The 25,037-nt window shown below is 57.3% G+C and carries 19 protein-coding genes, 1 other RNA gene and 5 pseudogenes; 4 read left to right on the forward strand and 21 right to left on the reverse strand.

What is annotated here, in order from left to right:
• Positions 1-249: 249 nt before the first annotated feature.
• From ubiI to JZM24_RS00985, 4 genes are all read right to left on the reverse strand, one after another.
• Entirely contained in the window at positions 250-1,470 is a 1,221-nt protein-coding gene (gene ubiI / locus JZM24_RS00970) for an FAD-dependent 2-octaprenylphenol hydroxylase (protein WP_215668271.1), read from the reverse strand.
• Positions 1,471-1,501: 31 nt separating this feature from the next.
• Positions 1,502-2,680 carry a 2-octaprenyl-6-methoxyphenyl hydroxylase gene (gene ubiH / locus JZM24_RS00975; protein ID WP_215668272.1) on the reverse strand — a complete coding sequence of 393 codons (1,179 nt, stop codon included), beginning with the start codon at positions 2,678-2,680 and terminating at the stop codon, positions 1,502-1,504.
• Positions 2,677-3,996 carry a Xaa-Pro aminopeptidase gene (gene pepP, locus JZM24_RS00980; protein WP_215668273.1) on the reverse strand — a complete coding sequence of 440 codons (1,320 nt, stop codon included), beginning with the start codon at positions 3,994-3,996 and terminating at the stop codon, positions 2,677-2,679. Before pepP ends, ubiH begins: the two co-directional genes overlap by 4 nt.
• 75 nt (positions 3,997-4,071) lie before the next feature.
• Positions 4,072-4,659, reverse strand: a complete 588-nt coding sequence (locus JZM24_RS00985; protein ID WP_215668274.1) for a YecA/YgfB family protein — start codon at positions 4,657-4,659, stop codon at positions 4,072-4,074.
• 180 nt (positions 4,660-4,839) lie between these two features.
• Here JZM24_RS00985 and zapA point away from each other — a divergent pair, with 180 nt between their 5' ends.
• From zapA to JZM24_RS01000, 3 genes and pseudogenes are all read left to right on the forward strand, one after another.
• Positions 4,840-5,169: a cell division protein ZapA gene (gene zapA, locus JZM24_RS00990; protein WP_025420993.1), complete on the forward strand. Its 330-nt coding sequence runs from the start codon at positions 4,840-4,842 to the stop codon at positions 5,167-5,169.
• A gap of 49 nt (positions 5,170-5,218) precedes the next feature.
• Positions 5,219-5,402, forward strand: a non-coding RNA gene (ssrS, locus tag JZM24_RS00995) — 6S RNA.
• Positions 5,403-5,421: 19 nt separating this feature from the next.
• A pseudogene (locus tag JZM24_RS01000) lies at positions 5,422-6,009 on the forward strand (5-formyltetrahydrofolate cyclo-ligase).
• Positions 6,010-6,295: 286 nt separating this feature from the next.
• On the opposite strand, the gene serA reads toward JZM24_RS01000, so the two are convergent.
• Positions 6,296-7,528, reverse strand: coding sequence for a phosphoglycerate dehydrogenase (gene serA / locus JZM24_RS01005; RefSeq protein WP_215668275.1), 1,233 nt, complete (start codon positions 7,526-7,528; stop codon positions 6,296-6,298).
• Between the two features lie 294 nt (positions 7,529-7,822).
• Positions 7,823-8,479 carry a ribose-5-phosphate isomerase RpiA gene (gene rpiA / locus JZM24_RS01010; protein ID WP_215668276.1) on the reverse strand — a complete coding sequence of 219 codons (657 nt, stop codon included), beginning with the start codon at positions 8,477-8,479 and terminating at the stop codon, positions 7,823-7,825.
• Between the two features lie 184 nt (positions 8,480-8,663).
• Between rpiA and JZM24_RS01015 the strand changes: the two genes are divergently transcribed.
• On the forward strand, positions 8,664-9,545 hold the full coding sequence (locus tag JZM24_RS01015; protein ID WP_246579837.1) for a LysR family transcriptional regulator ArgP: 882 nt from the start codon (positions 8,664-8,666) through the stop codon (positions 9,543-9,545).
• A gap of 295 nt (positions 9,546-9,840) precedes the next feature.
• On the opposite strand, the gene JZM24_RS01020 is transcribed toward JZM24_RS01015, so the two are convergent.
• From JZM24_RS01020 to msrP, 15 genes and pseudogenes are all read right to left on the reverse strand, one after another.
• Positions 9,841-10,560: an oxidative stress defense protein gene (locus JZM24_RS01020; protein WP_215668277.1), complete on the reverse strand. Its 720-nt coding sequence runs from the start codon at positions 10,558-10,560 to the stop codon at positions 9,841-9,843.
• Between the two features lie 190 nt (positions 10,561-10,750).
• The gene (locus JZM24_RS01025; RefSeq protein WP_215668278.1) at positions 10,751-11,392 is read right to left on the reverse strand and encodes a LysE family transporter; all 642 of its coding nucleotides are present in this window, start codon (positions 11,390-11,392) and stop codon (positions 10,751-10,753) included.
• Positions 11,393-11,731: 339 nt separating this feature from the next.
• Positions 11,732-12,703 (reverse strand): small-conductance mechanosensitive channel MscS, encoded by a 972-nt coding sequence (gene mscS, locus JZM24_RS01030; protein WP_215668279.1) that lies wholly within the window; start codon positions 12,701-12,703, stop codon positions 11,732-11,734.
• 355 nt (positions 12,704-13,058) lie between these two features.
• Positions 13,059-14,135, reverse strand: a complete 1,077-nt coding sequence (gene fbaA / locus JZM24_RS01035; protein ID WP_215668280.1) for a class II fructose-bisphosphate aldolase — start codon at positions 14,133-14,135, stop codon at positions 13,059-13,061.
• A 113-nt stretch (positions 14,136-14,248) separates the two neighbouring features.
• Positions 14,249-15,412, reverse strand: coding sequence for a phosphoglycerate kinase (gene pgk, locus JZM24_RS01040; RefSeq protein WP_215668281.1), 1,164 nt, complete (start codon positions 15,410-15,412; stop codon positions 14,249-14,251).
• A 1,282-nt stretch (positions 15,413-16,694) separates the two neighbouring features.
• Positions 16,695-16,991: a DNA-binding transcriptional regulator Fis gene (gene fis, locus JZM24_RS01045; protein WP_011410014.1), complete on the reverse strand. Its 297-nt coding sequence runs from the start codon at positions 16,989-16,991 to the stop codon at positions 16,695-16,697.
• A 23-nt stretch (positions 16,992-17,014) separates the two neighbouring features.
• A pseudogene (gene dusB / locus JZM24_RS01050) lies at positions 17,015-17,968 on the reverse strand (tRNA dihydrouridine synthase DusB).
• Between the two features lie 402 nt (positions 17,969-18,370).
• Positions 18,371-19,252, reverse strand: a complete 882-nt coding sequence (gene prmA / locus JZM24_RS01055; RefSeq protein ID WP_215669954.1) for a 50S ribosomal protein L11 methyltransferase — start codon at positions 19,250-19,252, stop codon at positions 18,371-18,373.
• A 36-nt stretch (positions 19,253-19,288) separates the two neighbouring features.
• A pseudogene (panF, locus tag JZM24_RS01060) lies at positions 19,289-20,492 on the reverse strand (sodium/pantothenate symporter); the annotation flags it as partial.
• On the reverse strand, positions 20,482-20,724 hold the full coding sequence (locus JZM24_RS01065) for a YhdT family protein (RefSeq protein WP_215668282.1): 243 nt from the start codon (positions 20,722-20,724) through the stop codon (positions 20,482-20,484). The gene JZM24_RS01065 and the pseudogene panF, both read right to left, overlap by 11 nt.
• 158 nt (positions 20,725-20,882) lie before the next feature.
• On the reverse strand, positions 20,883-22,232 hold the full coding sequence (gene accC, locus JZM24_RS01070) for an acetyl-CoA carboxylase biotin carboxylase subunit (RefSeq protein ID WP_215668283.1): 1,350 nt from the start codon (positions 22,230-22,232) through the stop codon (positions 20,883-20,885).
• A gap of 11 nt (positions 22,233-22,243) precedes the next feature.
• Entirely contained in the window at positions 22,244-22,708 is a 465-nt protein-coding gene (accB, locus tag JZM24_RS01075; RefSeq protein WP_215668284.1) for an acetyl-CoA carboxylase biotin carboxyl carrier protein, read from the reverse strand.
• Positions 22,709-22,729: 21 nt separating this feature from the next.
• Positions 22,730-23,182 (reverse strand): type II 3-dehydroquinate dehydratase, encoded by a 453-nt coding sequence (aroQ, locus tag JZM24_RS01080; protein WP_215668285.1) that lies wholly within the window; start codon positions 23,180-23,182, stop codon positions 22,730-22,732.
• Positions 23,183-23,423: 241 nt separating this feature from the next.
• Positions 23,424-24,023, reverse strand: a pseudogene (msrQ, locus tag JZM24_RS01085) (protein-methionine-sulfoxide reductase heme-binding subunit MsrQ).
• A pseudogene (msrP, locus tag JZM24_RS01090) lies at positions 24,023-25,024 on the reverse strand (protein-methionine-sulfoxide reductase catalytic subunit MsrP). The pseudogenes msrQ and msrP overlap by 1 nt, the downstream one beginning before the upstream one ends.
• Between the last annotated feature and the right edge of the window lie 13 nt (positions 25,025-25,037).

Consider the following 25,037-nt stretch of genomic DNA (forward strand, 5'->3'; position numbering starts at 1 on the left):
TATCACCGAACGGCGGTGGAAACCATAACTTAAATTATCGGCCTGCCGGAAAGCCACGTGAAAATTAAGGAAATAAGAACGCTATTTTATGCTACCTATAAACGGATTACGGCGCACAATACGGGCGCCAAGGCGGAGTAATGGGAAGTTTAATAACAAAAAACCCCGCCACTGCTTTGTTAATCCCGGCGGGGTTTGGTAATCGGATTAGAAAATGTAATCCAAATGGTGCGGTAAAATTAGAATAATTCAGTCGAAGGACGCGTCCGCCAACCAGGAGGGTAAATCATGCAATCCAATCGCCTGTTGAATGAAGCGCGGTTTTACGCCGGGGAGCGTATCCGCCAGCCGCAACCCCGCATCGCGCACCCATTTTTTTAGCGGATGCTGGCCGGAGAAGAGCTCGCTAAACCCCTGCATACCCGCCAACATCAATGCGGCGCTGTGTTTGCGGCTGCGCTCGTAGCGTCGCAAGTACGGGTAATGGCCGATATCCTCCTTGCCGGCTTTTCGCAGCCGCCGCACCTCTCCCAACAGCACCGCGACGTCCATGAACCCCAGATTCACGCCCTGCCCCGCCAGCGGATGGACGGTATGGGCGGCATCCCCTACCAGCACCAGACGATGGGCGGCGAAATTACGCGCATAACGGCCGGTAAGCGGGAAGGTTTGCCGCTCCCCCTGCAACTCGCATAAGCCCAGAGCAAGACTGAAGTTTGTCGCCAACGCGACGTTGAATGCCTCCGCCGGCGCCGTCAGGCGTTCACGCGCCTCCGCCGGCGGCAGCGACCAGACGATGGAGCTTAAATGAGGATCGCTTAGGGGTAAAAACGCCAGAATACCGTCACCGTGAAACGTCTGACGGGCAATATTGCCATGCGGCCGCGCGGTGCGAACGGTGGCCACCAGCGCATGGTGCTGATAGTCCCAAAAGGTCAGCGGGATATCGGCCTGGGCGCGCAGCCAGGAGTGGGCGCCATCCGCTGCCACCACCATCCGGGCGGTCAGCATCCGATCGTCGTCAAGGGTGATAAATGCTTCGTTTTCTCCCCAGGCCACCTGGCGCAGCGAGGCGGGCGTTATCAGCGTCACCTCCGCTAATTCACCTGCACGTCGCCATTGCGCCTGTTGAATGACCGGATTCTCAATGATATGTCCCAGCTCTGGATACCCCAGCTCGGCGCCATCGAAGGCGATACGGCCAAAACTGTCCCGCTCCCAGACTTCCATGCCGCGGTAAGGGTTGGCCCGCTCCGCGGTGATGGCGTCCCAGACCTGCACATGTTGCAATAGCCGCCGGCTGGCGGCGTTAATGGCAGAAACCCGCAGCGCCGGCCGGTCGGCAGGTGGGATCGCCTCCGGCGCCTGACGCTCAATGACCGCCACGCGCAGTCCGCTCCCCTGCAGGCCACAGGCCAGCGCCAGACCGACCATGCCGCCGCCGTTAATGACTATATCGAATGCTTGCATAGCGTATCAGATCCTTGCGTGCGGGACAGGGTCATCGGGCCACCCAGCCCAGCGTTTTACGCGCCAGCGCATCGCGCAGCGACGGAATATGAGCCATGGCCAGCAGCCCCAGATTACGGCCGACCACTAACGGCAAATGACGGTTGGCGAACAGATGGATCAACCCGTCGGTGATGCCGACGGTACCCGCCTGATCTGGCTGACGACGCCGCTGGTAGCGCGACAGCACGGCATAGTCGCCGATATCTTCCCCCTGGGCCACCGCCTGCGCCAGCGTTTCCGCCAGCGTCATCACATCGCGCAGGCCGAGGTTGAATCCCTGGCCGGCGATGGGATGCAAGGTCTGCGCGGCATTGCCCACCAGCGCCAGGCGGTGGGCAATATGCCGCTGCGCCGTGCGTAAGCGCAGCGGATAACACTGGCGTGCGCCGGCGGCGGTAATGCGTCCCAGCCGCCAGCCGAACGCCCGCTGCAACGCCTGGCAAAACTGCCCGTCATCCCAGCCGGCAATCTCATGCCGAAGCGCCGCCGGCAAGCACCAGACCAGAGAACTGCGCCCGCCGGACATGGGCAACAATGCCAAGGGTCCCCGGGCGGTGAACCGCTCGAAGGCGCCGCCGCCGTGGGGTACGGCGGTGGTGATATTGGCGATAACCGCAATTTGCTGATAATCGCGCTGCCGCCATTGGATGCCGCACTGCGACGCCAGCGGCGAGCGCGAACCGTCCGCCGCCACCGCCAGCTGTGCGTTAAGCGCCACGCCATTATCCAGGGTGATGATCGTCTCCTCGCGCTCGCGCCTGAGGCGCGTGAGCGTCGCCGGGCAATGCAGCCGCACGCCGGGCGCCTCGCGCAGCAGCTCGAACAGCCGTTTACCGGCCGCATGCAACTCCACAACATAGCCCAGCGCCGGCAGCCGATAGTCCTCGGCCGCGATCTGGACTTTCCCCAGATGCCCTTTGTCGCTCACCTCAACCCGGGTAATGGCAGTGGCGCAGGACGCCAGCGCTGGCCAGACGCCGATGGCGGTCAGCTCGCGGCAGGTCCCCTGCGTCAAGGCAATGGCGCGGGCGTCAAACCCCTGATGATCGCGGCTTTCCGGCGTCTGCGCCTCCACCAGATCGATTTGCAGGCTACCGCGACTAAGATGCGAAAGCGCCAGTGCCAGCGTCGCGCCGGCCATGCCGCCGCCGATAATGGTGACGGTCATCCTTGGCGCGCCGCCGCCATGAGGGTTTCAATCGCCTCAGCCTCCTTGACCACCGAGGCGGTGAGATTTTCGTTACCAGAGGCGGTAATAACGATATTATCCTCAATGCGGATACCGATACCGCGGTAAGGGGCGGGCACATCGGCGTCGCTGGCGATATAGATGCCCGGTTCGATGGTCAACACCATACCCAGCTCCAGAACCCGGCTCCGCTCCGAGGAGCCATAATCACCGACATCGTGAACATTCAGCCCCAGCCAATGGCTTAGGCCATGCATAAAAAACTGCCGATGCGCCTGTGCGGCAATCAACGTCTCCACCTCCCCTTTCATCACGCCAAGCTTCACCAGACCGGCGACCATGATGCGCACCGCTTCCTCGCTCACATCCTGAATACTGCGCCCCGGACCGTAAAGCTCAAGCGCGCGGTTAAGCATCGCCAGGACGAGATCATAGGCAGCGCGCTGTTCCGGCGAGAAACGGCCATTGACCGGGAAGGTGCGGGTGATATCGCCGGCGTAGCCCTGGTATTCGCAGCCGGCATCGATCAACACCAAATCACCGCTTTGCATGCGGGAGGCGTTTTCCGTGTAGTGCAAAATGCAACCGTTTTCACCGCTGCCGACAATCGTGCTGTAGGAGGGAAAACGCGCGCCCTGACGGTTGAATTCATGCTGTATTTCGCCTTCCAGCTGATATTCGTACAGGCCGGGCCGGCATTGCTGCATGGCGCGGGTATGCGCCAGAGCGGTGATTTCACAGGCGCGGCGCATCACCGCCAGCTCTTCCTCGGATTTAATAAGCCGCATCTCGTGCACCCAAGGCCGCCAGTCGACCAGCGTGGCCGGCGCCTGCCACTGCTGACGCGCGCCGCGCCGCAGTTTATCCAGCGCGCTAAACAGCATCTTGTCGGCGAATTCATATTCACCCTGGGCGTGATAAACCACGTCCAGACCGTTGAGCAGCAGATGCAATTGACTGCCGATGTCGTCCCACGGCAACGCCCGGGAAACCCCCAGGCGCTCCGGCGCCGCCTCCTGACCCAAACGGCGGCCGGTCCAGATTTCAGCGGTTTTATCCCGCACCCGGTTAAATAAGACGCCGTGATGGTGGCTTTCATCGCTTTTGACCAATATCAGCAGCGCCTGTGGCTCGTTAAAACCGGTGAAATACCAGAAATCACTGTTTTGGCGATAGGGATAGTCACTGTCGGCGCTGCGCGTCGCCTCGGGGGCGGCAAAAATCAACGCGGCGCTTCCCGGCGCCATTTTCGCCAGCAACCCCTGACGACGGCGGGTATATTCTTGTGGAGTCATCGCTCCCTCCAGCCTAATTGAAATGCTCGGCTCGCAAGCCGCGGCCAAAACACCGGTTCAGATCCGGCGTTGTCGTCAATGTAATACCGGAGCGGCCGGCGCAGGCGCCGCGTCGTCATCCGGGCGGGTAAAGTCATTATGGCAAAGGATAGCGGCCATACGGACATACTCAATCACTTCCTCCAGCGATTGCGCCAATGCCTCGCGGTCTTCGTCCTCGTCATATCCTAATTGACCGATATTGCGCAGATCGTCAATCGCCTCGCGCACATCGCCCTGTACCTGGTCCAGTTGCGGCTGCACCACGCCCAGTCCCAGCAGAAAATGGTTCACCCAGCCGGCTAGCGCATCCACGCGCGCAAAGAGCGACGCGCCGTCGTCGTCGTCCACCGGCAGCAGCAGTTGAAATTGGAACGATGCGTCCGCCAACGCGGAGGCGGTGGCCTGGTGCAGCTCGCGCAGCGGCCCGGCCAGCGTTTGGGTAAACGCCAGTCCGTCGTTGGTCAATTCATGTACCAGAACCTGCCAACCGTCGTTTTGCTTACCGCCGCAGAGTATCCCGCTAAGCAAGCCATGCATTTCCGCCGCGGTTAATGCTACTGCCTGTGCGGCCAACAGCCGGTTCAAATTTTCGTAATCGGGGAAGGTATTTTGTTTAGACATGCGCTTTCATCAATGTTGGCGGGATAAGTTCGTGTTATGCTACCACCAAGGTCCGTCGCTATACCAGAAAGGGCTTGTAACTTCTGTTTTAGATAGATTATAGTTGCGCCCCTTCGCGCCTCGTCGGCATTCATCGGCACAGGCGGGGGTTGGCGCGGTAACAAAGGCAGGAAGGTGGGTATGTCCGCACAACCGGTAGATATTCAAATTTTTGGCCGTACATTACGGGTCAATTGCCCCCCTGAACAACAAGAAGCGTTGAATCAGGCGGCGGAAGATCTTAATCAGCGGTTGCAAGATCTGAAAGTTCGAACTAGAGTCACCAATACGGAACAACTTGTTTTCATCGCCGCCCTGAACGTCTGTCACGAATTGGCGCAGGAAAGGTTGAAAACCCGGGATTATGCAGCCAACATGGAACAACGTATCCGCCTGCTGCAACAAACGATTGAGCAGGCGCTGGTTGAACAGGGCCGCATAACGGAACGTCCTGGAAACCAGTTCGAATGACGACATACGCGCCGCGGGGCCGATACCGAAACCGCGGGCGGAAAACCAAATTTCTCTGAGGTGTTCGCCAGCGGGTCAGTCCCCTGAGCCGATATTTCATATCACAAGAATGTGGCGATTCCTGACCGGTGCGCATGCTCGGCTTGTCCGAGAAGCCTTAAGGTCTCGACGCTGCGTTCACCTTGAACCAAGGGTTCAAGGGTTACAGCCTGCGGCGGCATCTCGGAGATCCCCTTTAAGCACAGTTCCCCTATGACTTCGTCAATGGAAAAATCACTGCTGCGGCAGTCGTTGCGCAATCATATCCGCTTACGGCGCCGTGCATTGTCGCCGCAGCAGCAAACGGCTGCCGCCCAGCGCGTCGTCAGCCACGTCATGAATCACCCCCGCATCCACAGCGCCCGCACCCTGGCCGTCTTCCTGTCGTTTGACGGCGAGCTGGATACCCGGCCGCTGATTGACGCGCTGTGGGCCGCCGGCAAGCAGGTGTATCTGCCGGTGCTGCATCCCTTCACCCCCGGCCATTTGCTGTTTATGCGTTATACCGCCGCCACGCCGCTGGTGTTGAACCGGTTACGGATACGGAACCTCAGCTGGACATCACCACCTTACTGCCGCTCGCCGGCCTGGATATACTGTTTACGCCGCTGGTGGCGTTTGATATCCAGGGACAGCGCCTCGGCAGGGGCGGCGGCTTCTATGACCGCATGCTGCAACACTGGCGGCCAGCAGGTGGCGGAGCCGCTGCCGGTGGAACAGTGTGATATCGGCCTTCCGGAAATTATCACCCCCTCCCGCCACTGGCGCTGGCATGACGCCGGGGTGAAAAAAAACGGCTGACGCCGTTTTTGCCCTTTGTTAGCCAAACCGGAATGGCGTTTCCCAGAACGGGATGGCGCAAAACCCCGCGTTACGCCCGCCGCGAGAGCGCGGTCGAAGAGAGACCATGGAGACATGGCGCCGGGCTAACCTTACCCCCGCCCGCGAGAGTGGACGCCATTAGATTGGCCGGGCTGACCTTACGTCACTCCCACCGCCATCGATGACCGCCATTGCAGGTGCCGGGTTTTTTTATTATCGCCTGCAGCGATGATAGCTATCGCGCGCCGAGCATGGCTTTAAGCCATTAGTAAAGCAAGCGGGCGCGAACGGTGCCCGGAATCGCTTTCATCAATTGCAGCGCGGTGTCTTCCGCCGCGGTTTCTACATCAATGACCACATAACTGATTTCCGGCGTCGTTTGCAGATACTGTGCGGCGATATTGATCCCCTGCTCGGCAAAAATCTGGTTAATACGGGTTAACACGCCGGAACGGTTTTCATGGATATGCAACAAACGGCTGACGCGCTCGCCGTGCTCCGGCAGCGACACCTCGGGGAAATTCACCGCCGACAGGGTAGAACCGTTATCGGAATATTTGACCAGTTTGCCGGCCACTTCAATGCCGATATTTTCCTGGGCTTCCTGAGTAGATCCGCCAATATGCGGCGTCAATATAACGTTATCGAATTCACACAGCGGTGAGGTGAATGGATCGCTGTTGGTGGCCGGATCCTGCGGGAAAACGTCTATCGCCGCCCCGGCCAGATGTTTGCTGGCCATCGCCGCGCACAGCGCAGGAATATCCACAACGGTGCCGCGTGAGGCGTTGATTAATAACGCACCGGGTTTCATTTGGGCGAGTTCGGTTTTCCCCATCATGTTGCGCGTCGACAGCGTATCCGGCACATGCAGACTTACCACGTCACTCATCGACAGCAATTCGGCCAGCGTGGCGACCTGTTGCGCATTGCCCAGCGTCAGCTTGCTTTCGATATCGTAGAAAAATACCTGCATCCCGAGGCTTTCCGCCAAAATACTCAGTTGAGTGCCGATGTGGCCATAACCCACAATCCAGAGCTTTTTGCCGCGCGCTTCATAGCTGCCATGCGCCTGTTTGTTCCATTGACCGCGATGGGCACGGGCATTGGCTTCCGGGATACCGCGCATCATGAGCAGCATCTCACCCAACACCATTTCCGCCACGGAGCGCGTGTTGGAGAAAGGGGCATTGAATACCGGAACACCACGCTTCATCGCCGCCGGCAGATCCACCTGGTTGGTGCCGATGCAAAAACAGCCTACCGCCAACAGTTTCTCCGCCACGGCGAAAACCGCTTCCGTCAGATGGGTGCGGGAACGGATGCCGACAAAGTGAGCGTCGCGGATCGCGTTTTTCAGCGTTTCGGTATCCAATGCGCCTTTGTGATACTCAATATTGGTGTAACCGGCGCGCTTCATGTTCTCCAGCGCCGACGGGTGAACCCCTTCTACCAGCAGAAATTTAATCTTATCTTTTTCCAGCGATACTTTTGCCATTTCCCGACCCTTTAAGATGCTCACGATGCGGCTGCGACGCGCAGCACTCCGACAAAATAACAAAAATTTCCGGGTCGGCAACCGGCATGGGGCCGGTGGCGACAGCATAAGACACAGCCATAAGGTCAGGTTATGGATTAATCGTCTGGCAGGTTGTCAAACGTAACGATATCCGGTAGGGAAGGACGAAAAGTGTGAAATTAATCACTAAATTCAGGGTGGGAAAATAAAACATATTATCGGATTTTTATTGACTTCGGCGGCGGCAGAGTTAACCGCGCGCCGACGGTCGGTTTAGCCAATGATTTTGACGCCCTGCTCGCTGCCGATAAGCACCACATCGGCGCCGCGACGCGCGAACAGGCCAACGGTGACGACGCCTGGGATGTTGTTGATTTGCTCCTCAAGCGCCACCGCATCCATAATGGCCAGATTGTGGACATCCAGGATGATATTGCCGTTGTCGGTCACCACGCCCTGGCGATAGACCGGCGCACCGCCAAGGCGAACCAGTTCGCGAGCCACCCAGGCGCGAGCCATAGGGATCACCTCCACCGGAAGCGGAAAGGTGCCAAGCACGTCCACCAGCTTGCTGGCATCGGCGATACAGATAAACTTACGCGCCACGGCGGCGATGATTTTTTCGCGGGTCAGCGCAGCTCCCCCGCCTTTGATCATTTGCATGCTGCCGTTAATCTCATCGGCGCCATCGACGTAAATATCCAGAGAATCCACCTCATTCAGGTCGAATAACGTGATGCCCAGGCTTTGCAATTTGGCAGCCGATGCCTCGGAGCTGGATACCGCTCCGTCGATTTGGTGCCTGACGGAGGACAGCGCGTCGATAAAATGCGCCGCGGTAGAGCCGGTCCCCACGCCTACAATCGTGCCGGGCCGGACATATTTCAACGCGGCCCAGCCGACCGCTTTTTTCAGTTCATCCTGCGTCATGGTCTCTTTTTGCCCGTGTGCAATTCTGTGTGGCCGCCAGTATAAATCAATCTTCGCGGCAATGGCGTGAAGATTACCACAACCTCGTCCGCGCGAGGCCGTAAGTCGAGCGCGAGACATTGCGCACGCAATCGTGTAAAACTATGGCATAGTGCAGGTATATCATGCTGACAGGGGAAGATGAATGAAACGCCCGGATTATCGGACGCTCCAGGCGCTTGACGCCGTAATACGCGAGCGCGGTTTTGAACGTGCCGGGCAGAAATTGTGTATTACCCAGTCGGCCGTGTCGCAGCGCATTAAACAGCTGGAAAACTTGTTTGGCCAGCCGCTGCTGGTACGCAGCATTCCTCCCCGCCCTACCAGCAGGGGCAGAAATTACTGGCGTTGCTGCATCAGGTGGAATTGCTGGAAGAAGAGTGGCTGGGCAGCGATACCCCCCTTGCTGCTGTCGCTGGCGGTTAACGCCGACAGTCTTGCGACCTGGCTGCTGCCGGCGCTCAAACCGGTGCTGAGCGATTCGCCGATTCGATTAAATCTACAGGTGGAAGACGAAACCCGCACCCAGGAACGCCTGCGTCGCGGCGAAGTGGTGGGTGCGGTCAGTATTCAACCCCAGCCGCTCCCGAGCTGCCTGGTGGACCGACTGGGCGCGCTCGATTACTTGTTCGTCGCGTCGCCGTCGTTCGCGGCCCGTTACTTCCCCAATGGCGTCACCCGCAGCGCCTTACTCAAAGCGCCCGCTGTGGCGTTTGATCATCTCGACGATATGCACCAGTCCTTCCTGCAGCAGAACTTTGATCTCTCGCCCGGCAGCGTACCGTGCCATATCGTTAACTCCTCGGAGGTCTTTGTGCAGCTGGCGCGACAGGGCACCACCTGCTGTATGATCCCGCATTTGCAGATTGAACGCGAGCTGGAGCAGCGCGAGCTTATCGATTTGACGCCGGGGTTGTATCAGCGCCGCATGCTGTACTGGCACCGTTTTGCGCCGGAAAGCCGTATGATGCGTAAAGTGACGGATGCCTTGCTGAACCACGGTCATCAGGTCCTGCGTCAGGACTGATAAACGCGTGCACCGCGTACAGACCGCCGACGGCCCTGGCACGATGTCCCCTACCGCGCCCGGCTTCGGACGCTGACCTGGACCGTGCAGCGTGGTGACTTCGCCGTGCGCACGCCGCTTGCGGCGGCACGATAAAGGCTCCCCTGCCGTGCCCACGCCTGCCGGGCCAGCGCGGTTAGCTTTCTCCACCATATTGCACTGCTGGCCGGCGCAGTTAACCTCTTTCCACCGTGTTCAACCGCAACCGGGACGGCGAGATGAGCAACCACGCTCCGCCGCCACAGATGCGGTCAGATTAGGGCTGCGGCTTCATTTCAAACACGACGTCCACTTGATCGTCGAAGTGAATCGATTGTTGGGCATAGGTTTGATCGGCATCAGCCTGGGCGGAGGCGCTGGTAGCTTTGAACATCCGCACCGCCGGCATCGGCTGGTAATTGGCGACATGATAACGGATGCTGTATACCGGCCCCAGCGAAGCGTGGAAGCCTTCCGCCAGCGCCTGCGCCGTAGCGTCATTAATCGCCTTCTGGCGGGCCTGAGCGCGATATTGCTCAGGGTTGGCTACGTCCAGATCCACCGAGCGGATTTCATTCAAGCCCGCCTTCAGCGCGCCGTCCGGCAATTCGTTGAGCTTATCCAGCTGATGCAGGGTCACCTGCACCTGGCGCACAGCTTTATAGCCTTTCAGCACAGACTCGCCGGTTTTGAGATAATCGTATTCCGGCTGAGTACGTAAATTGGCGGCATTGATATCTTTGCTGGCGATGCCGTTCTTCTTGAGGAAATCTAAATATTGCGCAACGCGGTCATCGGCCTGCTTTTTGGCATCCGCCGCATCTTTGGACGAAATGGACACCTCGATGGACAGCGTGGCAATATCCGGCGTCGCATCGACCGAGGATGTCCCCGAGGTGACGACATGCGGTCCCTGCGGCAATTCAACCGCCAAAGCCGGCATGATATGGGCTACCAGTCCTACGATGGCGGTTAACACCAGTGCTTTTACCTTCACGCTTCCTCCCGGGGAATATGACTCGCTGAATGTGTAAAGTAACCCAGTATATCATCCCCCTTTTCCCCCGTGGGACAACGTTATTTGCAGTTTTTTACCGTTACGTTTATATCGGTTGCCAGCCTATCCTGTTGCCGATGATTAAAACTATAGGATAAGTTCTGAATAGCGCCGATGCGGCACGAATTGCTTAAAAAGCAATCAGCAGCCTGAACATCCGCCAACCCTGATGGAGAAGTTGCAGCACCACGCACCACATGACGATGCCCACCAGCCACTGAATGGCGCGCTGCACCCGGGGTTGTATAAGCCAAGGCGCCAACCGTACCGCGATAAGCGCCAACCCGTAAAACCAGACCAGTGAAGCGCTAATGGTGCCGCCGGCAAACCAGCCGCGATCTGCAGGCGCCAATTGGCCGGCGACGCTGCCGAGTATCACCACCGTATCCAGATAGACATGAGGATTGAGCCAGGTGACCGCGAGAATGGTTAATAGCACCCTACGTCGGCTACTGCCGGCGGTCGTCCGCGTATCGCCCTGCGTCACCGCGCCGCGCCAGCCATTGCGCAAGGCACAAAAACCATAGCCGCCGAGGAACAAAACGCCGGCCAGCGTGACTGCCAGCAACAGCCACGGCGAGCTGCCGACCAGCGCTGCACCGCCGAACACCCCCGCGCAGATAAGCAACAGATCGCTGATGAAACACAGCGTCGCGGCCAGCAAAAAATATTGCCGCCGTATCCCCTGATTCATTACCATCACGTTCTGCGGCCCGATAGGCACAATCAAGGCCATGCCGAGAAAAAATCCTTGTATGAACAAACGACACATATGCCGCCCTGCTGGTTGCCTCTTGAGGCGGGCAGTTTACCGGCCGTCCGACGACGGTTGAAATGGAATGATCTTATCCCCGATAAGCGGCGTTAATGTGTGCCCGCGCTGGCGCAGCGCGCCTGTAAAAGCGCGCCGACGGTGCGGGGGTGCCGCGATGCGACCCAGGCCGCTCAGGAAAACGGGTCATGCGCCTTGCGCAGCGCCCACAGGCTGACCGGACGCGGAATATCAGGGATGGGAAATACAGCGCCGCCGGGCATTTACCGTTGCCCGGCGACGACATGCGGCCCGGCCCAAAACCTGTTTCGGTTGCGCGCAACAGGTTTTGGCGCTGCCTTACGCGACCGGCTTGCCGGTATCGGCGTCCGGCTGCGATTGCACCTGCTGGCTCTCTTCCTCGGCACGGGCGGCGTTCGATGAGGTCGCAGCGTTGGCCGTTTGCTGCTCCTGCTCAGACCGCGCTTTCGGCGTGCGATAGAGATGCACATCCATTTGCGGATAGGGAATACCGATCTGATGCTCATCCAACGCAACCTTGGCTTTTTCCAGCAGGTCGAAAGTGGCGTTTTGCTGATCGCTGCGCGGAACCCAGGCTCGCACCATGAAATCCATCGAGGACGGGCCAAGCGCATTTAATCGCACGGTCAGGCCCATATCCTGAATCACGCGGCTATCGGCGACCAGAATATCGGTAATCAGCTTCTTCACGACATCGATATCGGCCTCATAGCTGACGCTGATGATGGTATCGATCAACCGGTTCGGCTCTTGGGAGAAGTTGGTAATATTGCCGGAAAGGATTTTGCTATTGGGCACCACCACAATCTTGCCGTCATAGGTTTTCAGCGTGGTGGAGAAGATCTGCACCACCAACACCGTACCCGAAGTGCCCGAAAAATCCACATAGTCGCCGGCGTGGAAATGGCGGAAGGTCACCAGCAGCACCCCTGCCGCAAAGTTGGACAAGGACCCTTGCAGGGCAAGACCGATAGCCAAACCGGCGGCACCGATAACGGCGATGACCGAGGCGGTCTGTACACCTATCCGGTTCATGGCGGCGATAAGGGTGAAAATCACGATGCCGTAGCGCAAAATCGCCGAGACGAAATCGGCGACCGTAGCGTCGATGTGACGCGCCTTCATCATTCGGTTCAGTGTGCGGGCGACGATCCGGGAGATAAGCAAACCGATAAACAGGATGATGATCGCGGCGACGATATTGACCGCATAATGGATCAGTAACTCTTGATTATTAACCAGCCAGTTGCCGGCATGATTGATTTTATCAACAACGTCTATATCTTCCATTTAGGTTTCCCGCTCTGGTGTATTTCAAAGGTCCCTCGGCCTGGCGCCGATGACAAGATAGTATTAAGCCTATACCGCAACACCCCATCGTGCCAATAGCATTGGCAAAACGGGTGGAAAAACGCCCGATGTTTCATGGGGTTAATAAAGCCTGCGGCCCTTGTCATCTCTGAGCGTTGCCGCCACGATAGGGCGTGTGCTCCCGGGCCCCAGGACACAAAAAAACCGCGCCATCCAGAGGAGAGAAGACTTTCCGGTGGATAGCACGGCGATTAACGTCCGACCCGCATCAGGGCGGGAGGGAGCACATGGACCCACACCGCGCTGCACGCGCGGTGTGGGCGCCACTCAGTGACTACAGTACGTCGATAGCGTTCAGTTCTTTAAAGGCCAGCTCCAGGCGCGTCGCCATGGAGGCTTGACCGGCGCGGATCCACACGCGCGGATCGTAGAACTTCTTGTTGGGTTTATCGGCGCCTTCCGGGTTGCCCAGCTGTGCCTGCAGGTAACCTTCGTTCTTCTGGTAATACTTCAGAATCCCTTCCCAGGTAGCCCACTGAGTATCGGTATCGATATTCATTTTCACCACGCCGTAGCTGACGGCTTCCTTGATTTCTTCCGGTGTAGAACCTGAACCGCCGTGGAAGACCAGATTCAGGGATTTGGCCGGCAAACCGAATTTTTCCGACACGTATTTCTGCGAATTATCCAGAATTTTTGGCGTCAGATGCACGTTACCCGGCTTGTAAACGCCATGAACGTTGCCGAACGCGGCCGCAATGGTGAAACGCGGGCTGATGGCATGCAGTTTTTCATAGGCATAGGCGACATCTTCCGGCTGGGTGTACAGCGCGGAATTATCCAGATGGCTGTTGTCCACGCCGTCTTCTTCGCAGCCGGTGCAACCCAGCTCGATTTCCAGCGTCATATCCAGCTTGGCCATGCGCGTCAGATATTTGGCGCTGATTTCGATGTTCTCTTCCAGCGACTCTTCGGACAAATCGATCATATGGGATGAGAACAGCGTTTTGCCGGTGGCGGCATAGTGTTTCTCGCCGGCGTCCAGCAGCCCGTCAAGCCACGGCAGCAGCTTCTTGGCGCAATGGTCGGTATGCAGAATAACGGGGATGCCGTAATACTCGGCCATATGGTGCACATGCAGCGCGCCGGACACCGCGCCCAGGACGGCCGCGGTCTGGCCTTCGGCTTTCAGGCCTTTGCCCGCGATAAAGGCGGCACCGCCGTTGGAAAACTGCACGATAATCGGCGCGCGCACTTTGGCGGCCGCTTCCAGCGCGGCGTTAATGGAATCGGTGCCTACGCAATTGACGGCGGGCAGAGCAAAGTTGTTTTCTTTCGCGACAGCGAACACTTTCTGAACGTCATCACCGGTGATGACACCTGGTTTAACAAAATCGAAAATCTTAGACATATTACTTTGTCCTGTTTTGTAGACCATTAAAGGGGGTGAGTTCTCGCCGCGGCCAGAGCCTGTATACCAGCCGCGGCGACGGCGAACGCCGGTGGCGTCCGCCCGCTCAATACTTACTGTTTCGCGCGTTCTTCAAGCATGACCACTGCAGGAAGTTTCTTGCCTTCGACAAATTCAAGGAAAGCGCCGCCGCCAGTGGAAATATAGGAGATTTGATCGGCAATGCCAAACAGGTCGATGGCCGCCAGGGTATCCCCGCCGCCGGCGATAGAGAATGCCTCGCTATCGGCGATAGCGCGGGCTACCACCTCGGTGCCTTTACGGAAATTGGCGAACTCGAACACGCCGACCGGACCATTCCACAAAATGGTTTTGGCGTTTTTCATAATTTCCGCCAGACGGGCGGCGGAAACATCGCCCAAATCCAGGATCTGTTCATTGTCTTGAATTTCGCTGGTGGATTTCAAGGTTGCGGTCGCGGTTTCAGAAAATTCGGTAGCAACGCGAACATCGGTCGGTACGGGAATATCGCTGTTTTCCAGCAGGCGTTTGGCCTCAGGGATCAGGTCGGCTTCGTAGAGCGATTTACCGACGTTATGCCCCTGCGCCGCAACGAAGGTGTTGGCGATGCCGCCGCCGACGATGAGCTGATCGGCAATTTTCGACAGCGAATCCAATACGGTCAACTTGGTGGAGACCTTTGAACCGCCAACGATGGCCACCATCGGCCGGGCCGGATTATCAAGCGCTTTGCCCAGCGCATCCAGCTCATTGAATAGCAGCGGGCCGGCACAGGCGACGGCCGCGAATTTACCTACGCCGTGGGTGGAGGCCTGGGCGCGGTGGGCGGTACCGAAGGCATCCATTACGAATACGTCGCACAGCGCGGCATATTTCTTCGCCGGGGCTTCGTCATCTTTCTTTTCGCCCTTGTTGAAACGCACGTTTTCCAGCACCACCAGTTCGCCCTCGGCGACATCCAAGCCATCAAGGTAATCTTTGGCCAGACGGACCGGAGAGGACAATTTGCCTTTCAGATAATCCACCACCGGCTGCAAAGAAAACGCGGCGTTGTATTTCCCTTCGGTCGGACGGCCGAGATGGGAGGTCACCATGACGCGCGCGCCCTGTTTCAATGCGGCTTCGATAGTGGGTAGAGAGGCGCGGATGCGCGCATCGGAAGTCACTTTCCCGTCTTTAACCGGCACGTTCAGATCGGAACGGATAAATACACGTTTACCAGCCAGATCCAGATCGGTCATCTTAATTACAGCCATGGTGAACCCTCTTGTTTGATGCTTGCTAAATTGCCTGAGCGGCGGAGAATGGCTTCCTCACACCGGACCAGTAGTCGCTTGCGTCCCCGTCCATTCAATGCCAATGGGCCAGGCCTGATTCTTTGACATATTAGACGCTTAAACGTTGTGCTATGCCCGCTCACCGTGGCGGGCGACCTGCCTGCGGCGCGCAAAGCATGTCAGCCTGACTAACAATTCTCTGTTATCAACTATATCACGAAATGACGCCCGTGCCCGCTTTTGCCATCCGCTCGGGGAGTAATACCGCACGCAACATCACTTGCCGGGGTCACGCCAGCCGCGATCGCCAAGCTGATGACTGAATCGCTTCAGCTAGAATAATCAAATCCGCTCGCGGTAGGAATAAATTTGCTGATTTTGTGATACAGATCTTCTTACTGGCGCAAAATTATCGCGTCTGGGCCATGACAATTCCAAGGATTGCGTCTAGAGGCCAACGGTCTGTTATCTGCTCTGGATACGTCAGCCGTCGCGACCGGGTGCCGGGGTGTTGGGGACTGCCAAGCCTGATGGCCGGCCAAAACGCTGCCAGAGGAGCCCTCTGCCGGCGGTCGTAAAACGGCGTGCTTTCGTCACGGTCTTAAGGCGATTGCCGGGCGACCTCAGCTGATAACGTGCCCTCTACTTTCTCTAATACCTGATCTTGCCCGCCGTGTTTTGGGATCTCCGTTAGGGAAAGAAAATAAGCCGTTTCACAGCAGGACTGTGCTAGAAAGTATGCGACCCTGTGTTTTGTCATGATTTCATGGACGTATATCAAGGCAATTTTTTTATAACCTTTCCCGAAATCGAAAAAACGACCTGCTGACCTGCTTCGCGCCACGCCTATCGACCGTTTCTCAGCCTATGAGTCAGGGAGCAAGTCGGGTGTGATCTGCCCGAATGCAGCCCGTGAACACGGAGACATGCTGCCGCATGAAGGGGGTGAAGAATTCAGCCAGAGATGGGAACCGGAATTTAAAATCAAGACGTCTGGCACGGCAGGTGAGGGATGAGAGCTGCGCCGCATCACCTTTCCGACAGTAGCTGTACGCGCCTGTCTGAACCCGTGACAGCCCGCGTCAGTGCTTGCCTGAGTGCAGTTTGGTATAGGGGTACAGCAAAACCACCAGAAGCCCCGATGGGTTCATGCTGGCAGTATCGTTCAACAGGACAGATATCACCATCGTATCAATATCAATAAAAAAGGCGCTTTACCATAGGTAAAACGCCTTTAAAACAATTTGTTATATTGAATCTATCAGTTCATGCCGTATTTTTTCAATTTCTTACGCAGGGTGCCGCGGTTGATGCCCATCATCTGCGCCGCGCGGGTCTGATTGCCGCGGGTGTATTGCATGACCATGTCCAACAGAGGCTGTTCTACTTCAGCCAGTACCAGCTCATAGAGGTCGTTGACGTCCTGACCGTTTAGTTGAGCAAAATAGTTCTTCAGTGCTTGCTTTACCGAGTCACGCAGGGGTTTTTGCGTTACCTGATCCTGAGAGTTAACGGTGGAAACGGTCAGTACGTCAGAATTTACGCGTTGTTCGAACATAGTTCTGTCTGCTCTTTTTTCTATTACGCAAGATTTGCAAAGTATGCCTCCAACGCCTCCAGCTGTTCGCTGGCATCCTCTATGGCGTTGAATGTGCGCCTAAACTGGTTGTCAGGGGCATGCGCCTGTAAAGACCAGGACACGTGCTTACGAGCGATGCGGAATCCCTTGCCTGGACCATAAAAGTCGTGCAATTTCCTAACATGCTCCATCAACAAATGCTTCACCTCGCCTAACGGCAGCAGCAGCAGTTCCCCCCGTATACAGATAATGCTGGATTTCCCGGAAGATCCAGGGTCTTCCCTGAGCGGCACGACCTATCATCAGGGCGTACGCCCCGGTGTAATCCAGCACCGCTCTGGCTTTCTGCGGGTCAGTGATGTCTCCATTGGCGATAACCGGAATGGAAACACCCTGCTTAACTGCCCGAATACTGTCGTACTCCGCGTTGCCGTTGAACAGGCAAGCGCGGGTGCGGCCATGAATCGTGATGGCCTGTATACCACAATCTTCGGCCAATTGGGCAATTTGTACACAATTTCGGTGATCCGGCGCCCAGCCTGTACGAATTTTCAGCGTCACCGGGACATCGACGGCACGCACTACCGCGGTCAAGATCTGCTTGATGAGATCCGGATACTGCAATAATGCCGAGCCAGCCAATTTACGGTTCACTTTCTTGGCTGGGCAACCCATGTTGATATCAATCAGCTGCGCGCCGTTCGCCACGTTAATGACGGCGGCGGCGGCCATATCAGCAGGATCGCACGCACCGCCCGGATACCGGGTTCATCACTATGTACCATGCGCAAACGCGACTTATCCGTCCGCCACACCTCAGGGCTCGAGGAGAGCATTTCCGAAACCGTCATTCCCGCCCCCACTGCGTGACATAAGGCTCTGAACGGGCGATCTGTCACACCGGCCATCGGAGCCGCAATCAGGCAATTAGCGAGCTGGAGGTGTCCAATACGCATAGACAGAGAGAGACCATACTGTGTCCGCAAGGGCGCATATATTACGCATTTTTTTCATCAGATGAAAGGCCAAACTTTGAACAATTATGTGTCGGCGATCAATGATTTCAGTCTTTTTTTTGCAATGGTTACGCTTTTTTCAATAAATACATTAAGTTAACAAAAATAGTCTATTTTGTCTGATAATCATTTTTTCCGCCGGACGCCGGCGAGAGTGGACCAGAGGATGAAGCGGCTCCCGTCGCCGCGCACACTATCGGCGCCGCGGTTCGGTTCGTCTTCAGCATGGTGCGCGACACCCGCGTCGCGGTGCGATTCGTCCAGCAGGGTACGCGATACCCGCGTCGCGATGCGATTCGTCCAGCGTGATACGCGACAACTGCGCCGCGGTGCGATGGGTCTTCAGCGTCGCGTGCCGGTAATCCGGCACCACTCGTCATTTTCGGCCACCGGATCGAGGGCGAAGGCTGCGGCATAGGCCTGCGCCACGCTTTCAGCCTGGCTGGCCAGGATGCCAGACAGACCCAGTGCGCCGCCCGGCCGAGGTAAGTCAATGATAAGCGGCGCCAGCTCGCGTAGCGGCCCGACGAGGATGTTCGCCACCACCACGTCGGCATGCAGGTGTTGCGGCTGCTGTTGCGGCAGATACAACGCCAGACGTTCCGCCACACCGTTACGCTGAGCATTGTCGCGGCTGGCCAGAATCGCCTGCGGGTCGATATCGATGCCGACAACGTGCGCGGCACCCAACTTCAAGGCGGCGATGGCCAAAATGCCGGAACCACAGCCGAAATCGATAACTGTCTTGCCGCGCAGATCGAGACCGTCCAGCCATTGCAGGCACAGCGCGGTGGTCGGGTGCGTGCCGGTACCGAAAGCCAGGCCCGGATCGAGCATCACATTCACCGCCTGCGGGTCCGGCACCGGGCGCCAGCTGGGGCAAATCCAGAGTCGTTCGCCGAAGCGCATGGGATGAAAATTGTCCATCCATTCACGCTCCCAGTCTTTATCCTCCAACTGCTCGATTTTATAGCTGAAATTTTCGCCCAGAAGTGGCTGGGCCTTTAGCACGTCCACAACCGTCGCCATATCGGTCGCGGCGTCATACAGGCCGATAACATCGGTATCGCCCCACAGGCGCGTCTCGCCCGGTAGAGGCTCATATACGGGGACATCGTGGGTATCTTGAAAGGTTACCGACACCGCGCCGCTTTCCGTCAGGGCGTCGCTTAAGGTATCCGCCTGTTGGCCGGTGGTGGTGATTTTAAGTTGTATCCAGGGCATAGCGGTTCTCGTTATTTCGGTTAAAAGGCGGTGGCGGCGCCCGAAGCGGTTGCCCGCCAGAAACGCCAGCAGGCTCAGCGCTAGCGCCATTACGATCGGATGAAAGCCGCCCGGCTGCAGATGGAAACCGGCTAACGCGGCATAGCTTGCTCCGCCGGTTATCATGCTGCTCAGGGCGCCGGCGGCGTTGGCACGTTCCCAATAAAGCCCCAGCACCAGTGGACAAAGGAATACCGCCTCCATTCCACCGAACGCCAGCAAGTTTAGCCAGATGATCATTTCCGGCGGACGCCAGGCGGCCAGCAACAGCAGCAGGCCCAATACTAAGGTGACCAAACTCGATATGCGCTTCAGGCGGCGTTCGTTGCTCGCTTGATGCGGTTGCAGGCTCAAATAGAGGTCTTTGATAATGGTGGCGGAAGATTGCAATAATTGCGCATTAATCGTCGACATAATCGCTGCCAGCGGCGCCGCCAGAAAGATGCCCGCCAGCAGCGGCAGCAGCAGTTGTACCATCAGGGTGGGCACCACCAGATCGGGCACGTCCAGTCCGGGCAATACCGCGCGTCCCAAAGCCCCGGCGAGGTGGATGCCGCGCATTAGCACCCCGATGACCACCGTGCCGAGGATCATGCCGCGGTGAACCGCTTTACTGTCGCGATAGGAGATGCAGCGCACCGCGGTATGGGGCAGGCCAATGACGCCGAAACACACCAGGATCCAAAACGAGGTCATGAATTTGGGCGTCAGTATGCAATCCACGCCGTGAGGGGATGCCGGCGGCGGTCTCCAGCAGGCGGGCGCCGCCGACAAACTGTACCGTCATGGCGCCGATGAAGGCCACCAGCAGACTGATGCTGGCGAGCCATACCAGTAGCGGGCTACCAACACGGGCCAACAGCATATCGTTAAGGGTGACCGCGTTATAACGCCTGGCAAGAATGGCGAATTTTTTGCCCAAGACGCCCAGAGATAACCACACCGCCGGCAGTTGTATAATCGATAACAGCACCCAGCCGAGACCGTATTTATAGGCCGCGCCAGGCCCACCGATGAAAGAGCTGGCGCTGATGTAGGTAGCGGTAATGGTCATAGCCAAGACAAAATCTCCCATCGAACGGCTGCCAAGAAAGTATTCCTGCAGAAAATTGCCCTGTGCGCGCTGGCGGAAGGCATACAGCGAGAGCAGGAACACCAGCGCCAGGTAGGCGACAAAGGGCACTATCACGTCACTGCGCATCGCTGTCCTCCAGCGAAATATCGCGATAGATTATCCGCACCATCAGCCAGCACAGGCCGATAAACAGCAGCGGCACCCACAGACAGGCCATCTCAAACCAATGGGGCAGGCCGGTGATACCCGGGCCATTATCCGGCAGGTAAGCCGCCAAGATCCAGGCGGCCAGATAGGCCAGGGTCAGGCCGAAGGCCCACCGCGCTTCGCGGTGAGCTTGGTGGAATCGTTTATCCATAATGATCTTCGCCTTAAGAAGTTAACGCTTGCCGCAAAACTCACGCGTTTACGGCATGTTGACGCATCGCCGGGCTTTCATCGCCGTCATAGCAAAAGGCCGGTGTTTAACCGGCCTTGACGTATTATGCGCAAGCGTAAGGGCTCTCGCCCTAGCGCTTAGGTTTCCTGCAGCCCGAGCTTCTTCTCCAGATAATGGATGTTGGTGCCACCCTGCTGGAAATGCTCGTCGTTCATAATCTTCAACTGCAGATCGATATTGGTTTTGATGCCGTCGATAATCAGCTCCGTCAGCGCATTTTTCATGCGGGCGATAGCCACGTCCCGGGTCTCACCAAAGCAGATAAGCTTGCCTATCATCGAGTCGTAATAAGGCGGTACCGTGTAACCGGCATAAATATGCGATTCCCAGCGTACACCTAAGCCGCCCGGCGCGTGGAAGCGGGTAATTTTACCCGGACTCGGCAGGAAGCTGGTGGGATCCTCGGCATTGATGCGGCACTCCACCGCGTGACCGGACACTTTCACCTCCTCCTGCTTCAACGAAAGGGGGTGGCCGGCGGCGATGCGCAACTGCTCTTTGATGAGGTCTACGCCGGTTATCATCTCGGTGACCGGGTGTTCTACCTGAATACGGGTATTCATCTCGATAAAGAAGAATTCACCGTTTTCGTACAAGAATTCAAAGGTACCGGCGCCGCGATAACCGATTTCCACGCAGGCTTTGGCGCAGCGCTCGCCGATAAAGCGGCGCAGCTCCTCGGTGATGCCCGGGGCCGGCGCTTCTTCTACCACTTTCTGATGACGGCGCTGCATGGAACAGTCGCGCTCAGCGAGGTAAAGGGCGTTACCCTGACCGTCCGCCAGCACCTGAATCTCAATATGGCGCGGATTCTCTAGGTACTTCTCCATGTAGACCATATCGCTGTTGAACGCAGCCTTCGCTTCGGCGCGGGTCATACGGATTGAAGCTTCTAGCTCTTTGTCGCTGCGCACCACGCGCATCCCACGCCCGCCGCCGCCGCCGGAGGCCTTGATGATGACCGGATAGCCGATGCGGTTGGCGATGGCGCGGTTTTTATCCATATTCTCCCCCACCGGGCCGTCGGAGCCGGGGACGCAGGGGACATCGGCTTTTTTCATCGCGTTGATGGCGGAAACTTTATCACCCATTAGCCTAATGGTTTCCGCCCGCGGGCCGATAAAGATAAAGCCGGAACGCTCAACCTGTTCGGCGAAATCGGCGTTTTCGGACAGAAAACCATAACCCGGGTGGATAGCCACTGAGCCGGTAATTTCTGCCGCAGAGATAATGGCGGGAATATTCAGGTAACTTTTAACCGAAGGCGGCTGGCCGATGCAGATAGTTTCATCGGCCAGCAGCACATGTTTCAGGTCACGGTCGGCGGTGGAATGTACCGCCACGGTTTTAATACCCAGTTCTTTGCACGCGCGCAGAATACGCAATGCAATTTCACCGCGGTTGGCGATGACAATTTTATCTAGCATTTGGCGCCTCGTTATTCGATGACGACCAGCGGCTCGTCGAATTCTACCGGTTGACCGTTGTCCAGCAGGATAGCTTTCACCACGCCGGCTTTGTCCGATTCAATCTGGTTCATCATTTTCATCGCTTCAACGATACAAAGGGTGTTGCCAACGTTGACCTTCTGACCGACCTCGACGAAAGGTTTCGCATCCGGGCTGGTGGTGCGATAGAACGTCCCCACCATCGGCGAGCGCACCAGGTGACCGCTCATGGTCGCAGGCGCGGCGGCGGCTTCCGCTGCGACTGGCGCGGCGACGGCCGGGGCCGCTGGCTGTTGCTGCACCGCTGGGATATAAGCCTGTTGCATCATCGGATAGGCCGGTTGCGCCCCAGCACGACTGATACGAACCGATTCTTCACCTTCAGAAATTTCCAGCTCGGAAATGCCGGATTCTTCAACCAGTTCAATCAGTTTCTTGATCTTACGAATATCCATGAGTGGGGTTCCATACTCTAATTAATTGGATGTTGACAGGCGTTTGACCGCCGTCTGTAAAGCAAAGTGATAGCCGTCGGCGCCGAGGCCGCATATCACGCCAACTGCAATATCAGACAGATAGGATTGATGACGGAAAGGTTCCCGCGCATGGACATTGGAGAGGTGAATCTCAATGAACGGGATGTTTACCGCTAACAGCGCATCGCGCAGGGCGACGCTGGTATGGGTAAACGCCGCGGGGTTGATAACGATAAAATCGGTATTGCCCCGGGCCTGATGGATACGGTCGATCAGCGCATGCTCGGCGTTGGATTGAAAATGGCTAAGTTCTGCCACCAGACTGCCGGCCAGCGCGCTTAGGCCCGCGATAATATCGGCAAGCGTGGTATGACCATACTTGTCCGGTTCGCGGGTGCCGAGCAAATTCATGTTCGGCCCATTGAGAAGCAAAATGTGGAACTTATCGGCCATTGTGCGGCGATCTCCCTTCAATTTACGTTACCCCGTAGAAAATAACCAACGGTAAACGATTTGTCATCTTTTTGCTGACATTTCGATGCTGATTTGCCATCGGGGTCAGGCATTATAATGATATCGCGGATTTTCGCAGCAAATTACTGGCGGTATCCGCGAAGATATCTTTTAACGACCTGTTTCGGGCGGGAGCAAGATAACGCAACTGGCGGTCGGAGCGAAAGTGAAAATTGATCTTTCACCGTAACCATTGGCGAAATTTCTTATAGCGCAAGGTCAGAAGCGCCAGCGCCGCCACTGCATACAGCACCGGCTGTGGCGACAGGATCTTGACTGACCACAGATAGTGAATCGGCGCCAGGATGGCCACTATATAAATCAGATTGTGCAAAATTTGCCAGCGATTTTTTAATTTGCGCTGTGCCCAAAGGGTAGAGGTGCAGGTCAGCAACAGCAAAATGATCCAACTGGTCATACCGAGAATCAGATAGGGTCGGGTCACCAGCTCGCGGCTAAGTAAGCGCAGATTGTCGATCCCGAGCTCCAGTAGCGCATAACTGGCTAAATGCAGCGTCGCCTAGGCGAAACACCATAACCCGAGCAGCCGCCGACAGCGAGTCAGTAGCGGCTGACGGCCGTAGCGGGCCAGCGGCGTCACCAATAGCGAGGCCAGTAACAGCTTAAGCGCCATGCGGCCGGTGAAATGTTGAATATCTTTGACGGGATCGGCGCTGAAAGCCCCCTGGTTGACGGCGTAGACCAGCCACAGCAGGGGCAATAAGGCGGCCAGATGCAGAAGTATTTTCAAGAAGACGATGTGTTTCAGATTCAGGCGCATTAAAAATTCTCCCGCAGGTCGAGGCCGCGATAGAGGCTGGCCACCTGATCGGCATAACCGTTGAACAGCAACGTCGGCTGCCGTTTGACGTCCAGAATACCGCCGCTACCGATTACCCTCTCTGTCGCCTGCGACCAGCGGGGATGATCCACATGGGGATTGACGTTAGCGTAAAACCCATATTCATTCGGCGCCGACAAATTCCAGGTGGTGGGCGGTTTATCGCGGGTTAACCGGATATGCACGATCGACTTTATTCCTTTAAAACCGTATTTTCAGGGCGTAATCAGCCTAATCGGGGCGCCGTTTTGCGGCGGCAGCGTCTTGACATAAACGCCCACGGTCATCAACGCCAGCGGGTGCTTCGCTTCATCCAGCCGCAGGGCCTCCACATACGGATATTGCAGGCAGCCGCCGATGAAACTGTCTTTCTCTCCCGGCATTTGTTCGGGATCATGGAGCGTCTGGAAGGCAACAAATCGCGCCTGACCGGTGGGCTCTACCAGCTTCAGAAGCTTGTTAAGTTCAAAACCGATCCAGGAGACCACCATCGACCAGGCCTCCACGCAGCGCAACCGGTAAATACGTTCTTCCAGCGCGAACCGCTTAAAAATATCGGCCATGTCCAGCGTCATCGGTTTCGCCACCTCGCCGTCGATACGGACTTGCCACCCTTCGGTTTTTAACCCGCCGTCGTGCGCCGCGGGGTCCGCCTTATCCAGCCCGAATTCATAAAAATTATTGTAACCGGTGACCTTGTCTAGCGGCGTTAGCGGCGTTTCCAGGTGCCATGCCGCCGGTCGGGAAAAGTCCAGCGGCTTGTCCGGCGCCGCCGCCATCGCCTTATCCCGACTGAAAAATGACAGCAGGTCGGCGAGCGCCGAGGGGGACAGGCTGACGGTAGCGGCAGTAATGCCTAACGCTTTCAGTACCTTGCGGCGCTGGAAGAACACCGCTTCGGCGGTGACGTCGGCCTCGCGTAAGGGGGGCAAAGGTTTCATGGCGTACTCCAGC

The organism is Candidatus Sodalis endolongispinus (assembly GCF_018777395.1).
Classification (GTDB): Bacteria; Pseudomonadota; Gammaproteobacteria; order Enterobacterales; family Enterobacteriaceae; genus Sodalis_B; species Sodalis_B endolongispinus.